9 protein-coding genes are annotated in these 9666 nt (G+C 29.8%); 2 read left to right on the top strand and 7 right to left on the bottom strand.

The annotated features are described in order from the left end of the window. Nucleotides 1-141: 141 nt before the first annotated feature. Entirely contained in the window at nucleotides 142-1767 is a 1626-nt protein-coding gene (locus CD129_RS09240) for a glycine betaine uptake BCCT transporter (RefSeq protein WP_115337485.1), read from the bottom strand. A gap of 200 nt (nucleotides 1768-1967) precedes the next feature. Here CD129_RS09240 and mscL point away from each other — a divergent pair, with 200 nt between their 5' ends. Further along, nucleotides 1968-2327 (top strand): large conductance mechanosensitive channel protein MscL, encoded by a 360-nt coding sequence (gene mscL, locus CD129_RS09235; protein ID WP_078356330.1) that lies wholly within the window; start codon nucleotides 1968-1970, stop codon nucleotides 2325-2327. A gap of 75 nt (nucleotides 2328-2402) precedes the next feature. Here the strand turns inward: mscL and CD129_RS09230 are convergent, their stop codons facing one another. From CD129_RS09230 to sbcD, 3 genes are all read right to left on the bottom strand, one after another. Beyond that, nucleotides 2403-3023, bottom strand: coding sequence for an SCO family protein (locus tag CD129_RS09230; protein WP_115337486.1), 621 nt, complete (start codon nucleotides 3021-3023; stop codon nucleotides 2403-2405). Between the two features lie 95 nt (nucleotides 3024-3118). Continuing rightward, a complete protein-coding gene (gene sbcC / locus CD129_RS09225; RefSeq protein ID WP_115337487.1) occupies nucleotides 3119-6142 on the bottom strand; it encodes an exonuclease subunit SbcC in 3024 nt (1007 codons plus the stop codon). Between the two features lies 1 nt (nucleotide 6143). Next, nucleotides 6144-7271 carry an exonuclease subunit SbcD gene (sbcD, locus tag CD129_RS09220; protein ID WP_078356328.1) on the bottom strand — a complete coding sequence of 376 codons (1128 nt, stop codon included), beginning with the start codon at nucleotides 7269-7271 and terminating at the stop codon, nucleotides 6144-6146. 75 nt (nucleotides 7272-7346) lie between these two features. On the opposite strand from sbcD, the gene CD129_RS09215 reads away from it, so the two are divergent. After that, nucleotides 7347-7856: a DUF2621 family protein gene (locus CD129_RS09215; protein ID WP_078356327.1), complete on the top strand. Its 510-nt coding sequence runs from the start codon at nucleotides 7347-7349 to the stop codon at nucleotides 7854-7856. A gap of 17 nt (nucleotides 7857-7873) precedes the next feature. Here the strand turns inward: CD129_RS09215 and CD129_RS09210 are convergent, their stop codons facing one another. The 3 genes from CD129_RS09210 to CD129_RS09200 form a co-directional block, all read right to left on the bottom strand. After that, nucleotides 7874-8344 carry a CcdC family protein gene (locus CD129_RS09210; protein WP_107509813.1) on the bottom strand — a complete coding sequence of 157 codons (471 nt, stop codon included), beginning with the start codon at nucleotides 8342-8344 and terminating at the stop codon, nucleotides 7874-7876. 38 nt (nucleotides 8345-8382) lie between these two features. After that, entirely contained in the window at nucleotides 8383-9072 is a 690-nt protein-coding gene (locus CD129_RS09205) for a cytochrome c biogenesis CcdA family protein (protein WP_126577747.1), read from the bottom strand. 175 nt (nucleotides 9073-9247) lie between these two features. Continuing rightward, entirely contained in the window at nucleotides 9248-9478 is a 231-nt protein-coding gene (locus tag CD129_RS09200) for a YneF family protein (RefSeq protein WP_174221866.1), read from the bottom strand. Nucleotides 9479-9666: the final 188 nt, after the last annotated feature.

Below are 9666 nucleotides of genomic sequence, written 5' to 3'. Positions count from 1 at the left end.
TAATAATTAGTTATTAAATGATAATGATTATCAACTATAGTTGAATATAAGTAATCGATTTCATTAAACATATAAAAAAGCTTCAAAGTCATAATACTGACTTTGAAGCTTTTCTTTTACGTTATATGAGAAGTGTATAACTTAATCTTCCATTTCTCTTTCTAAACGTCTTTGTTCTTTTAATTCTTGTTCATACTCACGTTTAGATTTTTCTACATATTCTTTCATACGATGTTTGTTAGGCGTGATAGATAATCCAAGATATTTTCTTTCTTGGTTAGCATCTTTATAAAACGCAACGATCATCATTATTATTATGAAACTGAATGGGAATGCCGATATAATCGCGGCGGATTGTAAAGCACCTAATCCTGTATCTCCACCAGAAAGTAATAAGATAAATGCGATTAATGATTGAGCAATACCCCATACGATTTTCACTGTTCTAGATGGTTCTAGTGATCCGTATGTTGTTTGCATACCTAATACGAATGTAGCTGAATCGGCAGAAGTTATAAAGAACGTACAGATTAAAGCTAATGCTATAACTGATAAGATTGCACCCATTGGTAATTCATTGAATACACCAAAGAGTTGCGTCTCTGTCGTCATTTCGAATACTTTTGGTGTTGACTTACCTACTTCAATACCTGTAACGCCAAATACACTAAACCAGATAAAGCTAATAATCGTTGGAACAAGCATAACACCTGAGATAAATTCACGAATAGAACGTCCTTTAGAAACGCGCGCTATGAATATACCTACGAATGGACTCCAACTCATCCACCAACCCCAATAATATAAAGTCCATGTATTTAACCATTCACCTTTTTGAGGATTAAGTGGTGCTACATCGAAACTGTTGAATAAGAATGTATCTAATAATGCACCTGTTGAAGAAGTAAACATATTTAATATAAGTATTGTAGGTCCAATTATTAATGTAACGATTAATAATAATGACGCTAATACAATATTTAAGTTACTTAAATATTGAATACCTTTACTCAAACCACTCCATGCACTCATTAAGAATAAAATTGTAACGATGACAATAATAATACCTTGAATGACAATATTATTTGGAACTCCAAATAAATATTCTAAGCCACCATTGATCTGTAAAGCACCCATACCTAGTGAAACTGCAACCCCAACTACTGTTGCAAATACCGATAACACATCAATGATTACTCCTATAGGTCCATCAACTTTATTACCTAAAATAGGTCTTAATGTTTTTGATAATAAACCTGGTTCACCTTTTCTAAATTGAGAGTATGCTAATGCTAAAGCTACTACTCCATAAATTGCCCATGCATGAAAACCCCAATGTAAGAACGTAGATCTCATTGATTCAGTCATTGCAGCTTTTGTTTCTGGATCTGCATTTGGTGGTGAAACAAAGTGAGACATAGGTTCTGCTGCACCATAGAACACTAGTCCTATACCCATACCAGCACTAAATAACATTGCAAACCATGAAATTGTGTTAAATTCTGGTTTGTCATGAGGTTTCCCTAGTTTTAGTTTACCGATAGGGCTAAAGATAATAAATACACAGAAAAATACCATTCCGATAGTAATAATCATGTAATACCAACCGAAATATTTAGATATCCATGCACTTATGTCCGCTGTAATACTTCCAAATTGAGTTGGAAATATAGCACCGAGTGCAACAATAATTGCTACAACAATTGCACTAATAGTAAATACATTAGAAACTTTTTTACCATTTGGGTGTGTTGGAACATTTGACATTAAAATTCTCCTTTCGAATTTACAAACTCGTAATTATGTATTCCCGTTTTAACTGTTTGTAATCCATTTAATTTAAATAAATTAATATTTAGAAAACAGCAACATTCATCACTTTAACAAATATTACACTTAAAATCAAATTGACTATTTCAATTTTTTACAGTTTAATGTATGATAATGTCGATGAGGAGGTGTTTAATATGTCATTATTAAAGGAATTTAAAGACTTTGCTTTGCAAGGTAACGTTCTAGATTTAGCAATCGCCGTTGTTATTGGTGCTGCCTTTAACAAAATTGTTACGTCATTAGTAGAAAACGTCATTATGCCACTTATTGGTTTAATTTTCGGAGAAGTAGACTTTGCTGAAAAATGGTCTCTTATGGGAATTAAGTATGGTTTATTCATACAATCAATTATAGACTTCATAATAGTTGCTTTCGCTTTATTCATCTTTATCAAAATTGCAAATACTGTAATGAAAAAAGGTGAAGAGGAAGAAGAAATTGACGAGCAAACTGTATTACTTACAGAAATTCGCGATGCATTACGTGAAAAATAAGTTCTACATATTACCAATTAAAAACCACACATTTATCGAAATGTCTCGATAAATGTGTGGTTTTCTTAATTATAGTTAATCTTCAATTGGACCTTCTTCAACTAAAGTCTTCACATCTGCTACTATTTCTGATTTAGGAAACTTTTTATCCCCTGCATCTTGACCACTATATGATTTAATTATCTTACCATTTTGATCAATTAAATAGAAACTCGTACCATGTGTTACTTGTGTACTCCCTTTTGGAGGTGGTGCTACTATCGATTTAAAGTTATCTTCTGCATATTGCTTAATAAACTTGAAATCGTAATTTGTAAGTAATGTCCATTTATTTGCAGGTACATTATATTGTTTAATATATTCTTTCAGCTTCTTAGGTGTATCATTCTCAGGATCTACACTAAAACTAATTACACCATAATCCTTTACCCCATCTTTTTCTAATTCATCTATAACTGTGCTCATATTATATGACATAGGTGGACAAACTGTTTCACAATTTGTAAAAATAAAATCAGCTATATAAACTTTACCCTTCATGTCTTTCTGTGAAAATTTATCCCCATTTTGGTCAGTAACATTAAAAGACTGCATTTTATTGCCAAATTGACTGTCTGGCTCAATTGCATTATTACTACATGCACTCGTAATTAGCATAATACTTGCAATTAAGCACAAAAATACTCCCTTTTTCATCGTAACACTCCCATAACTCTGTTAGTTAAAATATATCAAATAAAATTCTTAACTTAAATACGTATTTTGAACTATTTATGTCTTTGATGTGTCAATTAGTTTTCATTAAAGGATGTAGTACTTAAAAATCCATTCTTATTAACATTTAAAATTGTTGGTATTCTCGTCTTTAATTCTGAAACATGTGAAATGATTCCTACTAATCTTCCAGACATTTGTATATTCACTAAAGTATCTAAAGCAGTTTCTAAAGTTTCAGAATCTAATGTGCCGAATCCCTCATCAATAAACATAGATTCCAAATGTATTGCACCCGCTTCTTGTTGTACAACATTAGACAACCCTATTGCTAATGATAACGAAGCTTGAAAAGTCTCACCACCTGATAAGGACGTAATATGCCTAGTTCTATTTGAAAACCTATCAAACACTTCTATCTCCAAACCACTTAGTCCTTGTGACTTTTCTTTTTTACGTACAAGTTGATATCTATTGTTAGTCATTTTAAGAAAATGTCTATTAGCATTATCTAAGATATGATTTAAATAATAAATTAATACATAGTTTTCTAAAGACAGTTTCTGACTATTTTTACCGTTCATTATTCTTGAAAGTTCAATTAATTCTTCTTGATCTTGTAAATCATTTTCAATTTTCTCAACAACTTGTCGAATAGCAATTATTTTTTGCTTGTTTTGATCAATTTTCAGTTGAAGCTGATTCATCTGTTTAACAATAACTGTTAATGCTTCTTTAGCTTCAGTTAATTTACTTTCTGTTTCTGAAGTATCTGCTCTTTCTTTATCTTGAACTTTTTTACTTAATTCCTTCACTATCGCTTTTACTTCTATATATCTTTTGTCATATTGATTAATTTTTTCTTCATACTCGTCAATATGCTTAACTTGTTGAAGTAATTCATCTAATTGTTCATACGATGCAATATTATGTTTGGTCATCTCAGTATTTAAATAATCCGTTGCTAATTTAATTTGTTCTTCAATCATAGATTTACGTTCACTAACAGTTGCTATTTTCATTTGAAGATTTTGCTTTTCTTCATTAAATTTTTCAAGTTGAACAGTTAATTGATTCAACTCATTATCATAAGCCTTAATTTCTATTGCATAAAAGTCTGATTGCTTCTCAAATTTATTTACAGTATCAAATCCAGTTTCTTGTTTAAAGTAAGATAAATCATTCTCATATTTAGATATTAGATGCTTTATGTTGTTTAATTGTAATTCATTATTTGTTATTTTCTTTTCAACATCATATTTGTCATTTTTAAATCTTTGTATTTGTTGCTTTGTCTCTCTATAAATTTGTAACTCATTTACTAATTTATCAATATGTTCAGTTGTATGATTTATTTCTGTTTGAGTATCTGTAATATTTTCTAATTTATTCAATTGTTCGTTGGTTATATTTAATCTTTCGTTATATGATGTTATCTTATTGTTGATTGCATGTAGATTACGTTCAACTTCTAATTGTTGTTCTCTTTCTTTTTTCAAACTATTAAAATCAACATTTCCATTAATAGACTCTATGATTGATCCACATATAGGACAATCATCACCTTGATGGACATGTTTTTGTATTTTTAAAATTTCATCTTCAACATTTAAAATATCAAACTGTGACTTTTCATTCAACTTTACTTCAAATTGTGTTTTTTCTTTTTCTAGATGAGTTAATTGACTAGTATATTCTTTTTGTTTATCCAACAACTCCAACTTTTCACTATATTGCTTTTGTTTAGTTTGTAGTTCTTGTAAGTTAAGCTTCAATGTTTCTTGTTCTTTAATTTTATCTTGTTCTTCCGACTCATCGTAATGAGTACTTTCTAGTTTACTTTTTAATGTTTCGATTTCGTGCTTATCTTTATCTATTAACTTATTCAAATTCTTTTGTTCTTCTATTATGTTTGGAAATTTAGTTTCCGCTTCTATATATTTATTTAAACTTAATTTAATATGATTTGTATTTTGAACAAATTGACGAAACTCGTTTATTCTCTCACTATTTCTGTTTAGTTGTTCAATTCTTTCAGTTATCTCATTTAAGTTAGTTATGTTCGATTCTATGCTTTGTTGAATTTCTTCTTCTTGTTTTACTTCATTATTTAAAGAATGTTCTTTATCTCTCAATTGATTATACTGGTACGTCATATTTTGAACAGTCTTTAAATACTTTAATTGTTTTCTAAGATCATTTATTTTTGACTCATCTTTTTTTAATTCATCTAATATCTCTTGTTTTTCAAGTAAAGTATCAAAGGTTTCATTTAATGCTTTATCTTGTTTTAATATTTTTTCTATTTCATTAACTTGTTGTTCCTGTTTACCTTTCTCTACCATTGATACTTCTAAATTTTCATGTCCGACTTTTTCATATAAATCTAATGAGTTTAATATCACCTCATAGCGATGTCCTTCAATTGTCTTTATATCTATAAGTTGTTCATTTTCAAAGTCATGCATGTCATTCATATATTGTGATATTTTTTGATAATGGCTTTCTATTAATGCTAATTCTTTTTTCATTTCTAATTCTAATTGATCTTGTAATTCTTCAAATCTATCACTATCAAATAACGTTCTAAGTATACTCCGTTTATCTGTACTATTTGATACTAAAAACTGTTTGAATTCTCCTTGTGGAAGTATGAGTATTTGTCTAAATTGCTTCACATTCATATGTAATAACTGTTTCAAGTAATCATTACTTGTATTTATAGACTTCGTTTCTAAATTCCATTTATCATCTATTTTTTTGTACACTTCTACAGTTGCATTCGAAGGATTTTTATTGCCTTCTTTTATATATTTTACTGTTCTAGTAATAAGATACTCGTCACCTTTAATTTCAAATTCAAATTGTACCTTAGTTGGTAACTTCGGATCTGCAAAGTGACTTCGTAAATCTACTTCTTCTCTAGATTCTGTTGATGTTTTGCCAAACAGTGCATAAACCATTGCATCGAAAATCATCGTTTTACCTGATCCTGTCTTTCCACATATCAAGAAAAGCTGAGATTTAGATAAATGTCTAAAGTCTACTTTCTCATCTATAAATGGCCCAAAATATTGCATATTTAATGATAAAGGTCTCATATTATTCATTCGCTCCTTTATTCAGATGACTTTCTAACAGCTGAATGACTTTATCTTTCTTAATTCCTTCTAACGTTTCTTCAGTCACATGTTTATAAAATGATTCAATAATTTCAATATCGCTTAATGTATGTACATCCACATCTATCTCATCTTGCGCAACTTCATAATCTATTCTTGAAATTTGTAATGTATTTGGATAAATATTTCTAATCTTCATAAGAGGATCAGTAACATGGTCCATATCCGTTAATTTAAAATGAAAATAATCCTCATTATTTTTAACTTCAATTTTCTCATGAATCACATCTTCGTATCTTGCCTTAATGACATGAAATGAGCGTCTTGGTTCAATCGGAATAAATTTCTGTTTAAATGCTTTGTTATCAATCTCAAACAAACGATAACCTTTTGCTTGATTTGCCTCTGAAAATGAATATTGCATTGGTGTGCCTGAATAAAATATGAAATCTGATTTGATAGCAAATGGATGGTGCAAATGACCGAGTAGAACTGCGTCAAAAGCATTAAATGTATTTGCAGTAACTGTTTCAATCGTACCTATTGAGAGCGGTCTTTCAGAGTCTGATGATTCACCACCTGCTACGAATAAATGTCCAACTAATATATTGGTCTCATCTTTGTTCATAACTTGTTCCATTTCACTCATAATATATTCAGTCGCTTCTTGATGCGTATGGATAGTCTTAACATCAAATACATGCTTTACATCTGCTGGTGTAAAATAAGGCATAACATATATATTGATACCCTCCATAGAAATAGGTGTCATTAAGTCGTCATATCCCGTAATGATTTTTAATCCTGTTTTTTCAAACCATCTCTCACCATAGTTAAGACGTTCTTTGCCATCATGATTCCCACTTATCGCAATAATTGGTATTTTAAGTTCTAAATTAATCATCGATAAAGCATCTTCAAGAACAACCATTGCTTCTTTATTAGGATAGTGTAGGTCGTATAAATCACCACTAATCACAACTACATCTGGATCGTGTTCTTTAATTGCATCAAATAATTTATTGAGGATAAACTTTTGGTCTTCTATTAATGATTGGCCATTGATTATTTTGCCTATATGCCAATCAGCAGTATGTAATATTTTCATTATATTGCTCCTTTGCAAATATTTGTTAGACAGGTTGAAAAGCTTCATTTATACTTAGTTTAAGGAGTGATTTCATTGAGTAGCGCATTTATATTTTTTATAGTATTATGGTGCATTGTATTTATATCGTTACTTGCAATCGGTGGATTCTTTATGTTTCGTAAATTCTTAAAGCGCATGCCTAAAGATAACGGTATGAGCGAATTAGATTGGCAAGATTATTATATTCATAAAGCCCTTCCTTTATGGAATGACGAAGCTCGTAGTTTATTAAATGAATTAGTTTCACCAGTACCAGATTTATTTAGAGATGTTGCTAAAGAAAAAATAGGTGGACGCATATCTAAAATAGCTTTAGAAGAACATGCTACAACAATTGAACTCGATCATATTATGCGAGGTTATATCATAGCAACTCCGAAAAGAGATCACAAATTTATGAAGAAAAAACTAACAGAACTTAATATTGATTATACACCATATTTAAATTTGTTCGAATTAGCAGATGATGAAAAAAACAAATTTTCAATCTTTGATCATAAAGAAGAAATCTCTAAAGCAAAAACAAAAACGCACACTCAGTAATTGAGTTGTGCGTTTTTTTAATTAACTAAAGTCTTTTGATCTCTTAGTTTTTTATATTTTACAAACATTGCTATTCTCCATGGCACAATCATGCTAAATGCCAACAAGAAAAACATGCCCGCTAATTGACCTGGGTCAATAGAATCACTCAAAAAGAATTTCCCTACACTTCTGATTATCAGTAAAGTAATTAAAATAACAGGGAACAGTTTAGAGCGTTTCATATATATTTCTGATCCTTTAATCTCAAAATTGGATGTAAAAATAAGAAACAATGAAAAGAATAAACCAACTAAAATGGCTTCTATAATTTCTTGACCATTCAATCTAAAATATGGAACAACATACATTAGAGCACCTGTAGCCATAAAAAATGGCGGTAGTACAATTTTTTTAGTGTTAGTCGGATAATTTTGAGCTTTCATTCTAACAACTATAACTGCTAAACCCATTAAAGCTGCTATTATAAATGAAAAAAGCAAATACATATCTAAAACCCCTTATTAGTACGAAATATCATTTATGGTTATTCCAAACCTAAAGATTGGAAGAATATCGTTATCTCTGTTAATAAATCAAAGAATAACAGAATCCCCATAATTATCATAATTATACCACCAAACTTCATGATAGCAACATTGTACTTTTTAATAATTTGTAATTTTGTTATAAAGAAAGTTAGTATAAAGAATGGAATACTAAATCCTAGTACATATAGTAGCATATATAATAATGCTTGTGATGAATTAGTAGCTGCCAATGTTCCAATCGCTGCGATAATTGGTCCGTTACATGGTGTCCAACCTGCCGCAAATGCCATACCAATTAAAAACGTACCAACAAAACCTGAAGGCTTCGCTTTAAAATTAATTTTACGATCTTTCATTAAAAATTGCGGTTGGAATACGCCTAATATAATAAGTCCAAATACACTTATTACAATTGCACCAATTTGTCTTATTAAAGTTTGATAATTTATTAACATACCTGATATGTAACCTATGCCCATTCCTAATATCATATAAATACAACTAAATCCTAATAAAAAGATGATTGTATGTAATATTGCATTTCGGCTAAGTCCTTTATTCTTCAAATCATCATAACTCATTCCAGTTATATATGAAACAAATGCAGGATAGATTGGCAATACACAAGGAGAAACAAAACTTAATATGCCTGCACCAAATGCTACAAATACTGTTAATTCCACAATAGCTCTCCCCCTTACTCTTAATTCTATTTTATCAAATAACAAATAAGTTAAAACACTTTTATTTGAACAATCAGTGAAAACTCAAGATAAAAAGCCAATTACACAATCAAAGTGTAACTGGCTTTTAAAAATATCACGATTATACGTTTTATTTTTACTTATGATTAATATAAGACTATTTAATTTTTTGATCCATATTCTTATTCATCATTGTCATCATTTGGTTGATTTTCTTTTGAGATGGTTTTTGACCCATTTGCATCATCATCATACGTAGCATTTCTTCGTTAATTGGTGGGTTCTTTTTCAAGTAATCCATCATATATTTACGTGCAAGGAAGAATCCAATTGCAAGCCCACCGATTAATGCCACGATGATTAATAATATAGCTAACCATGTTGCCATTATTTCACCCACTTTCTGTATCCTATAAAAGTTTACTAAATTCATTACATTTTATCAAGACGAAACTTAATGTTTCAAAATAAAAAGCCTCAGCCAAATTTGAACTGTACCCTGTCAAGTAGACAACTAAATAATAAAAATGGATTTTTGGTCGAATTCATAGCTAAGCTATGGATTCGGCCATTTTT

Source organism: Mammaliicoccus fleurettii (assembly GCF_003970575.1).
Classification (GTDB): Bacteria; Bacillota; Bacilli; order Staphylococcales; family Staphylococcaceae; genus Mammaliicoccus; species Mammaliicoccus fleurettii.
Note: the sequence above shows the minus strand (reverse complement) of the source record. Positions and strands in the feature narration are given on the sequence as shown.

Excerpts from the sequence above, each read along its gene's own strand:
- CD129_RS09240 (WP_115337485.1), bottom strand. The coding sequence starts at position 1,767 with ATGTCAAATGTTCCAACACACCCAAATGGTAAAAAAGTTTCTAATGTA.
- mscL (WP_078356330.1), top strand. The coding sequence starts at position 1,968 with ATGTCATTATTAAAGGAATTTAAAGACTTTGCTTTGCAAGGTAACGTT.
- CD129_RS09230 (WP_115337486.1), bottom strand. The coding sequence starts at position 3,023 with ATGAAAAAGGGAGTATTTTTGTGCTTAATTGCAAGTATTATGCTAATT.
- sbcC (WP_115337487.1), bottom strand. The coding sequence starts at position 6,142 with ATGAGACCTTTATCATTAAATATGCAATATTTTGGGCCATTTATAGAT.
- sbcD (WP_078356328.1), bottom strand. The coding sequence starts at position 7,271 with ATGAAAATATTACATACTGCTGATTGGCATATAGGCAAAATAATCAAT.
- CD129_RS09210 (WP_107509813.1), bottom strand. The coding sequence starts at position 8,344 with ATGTATTTGCTTTTTTCATTTATAATAGCAGCTTTAATGGGTTTAGCA.
- CD129_RS09200 (WP_174221866.1), bottom strand. The coding sequence starts at position 9,478 with ATGGCAACATGGTTAGCTATATTATTAATCATCGTGGCATTAATCGGT.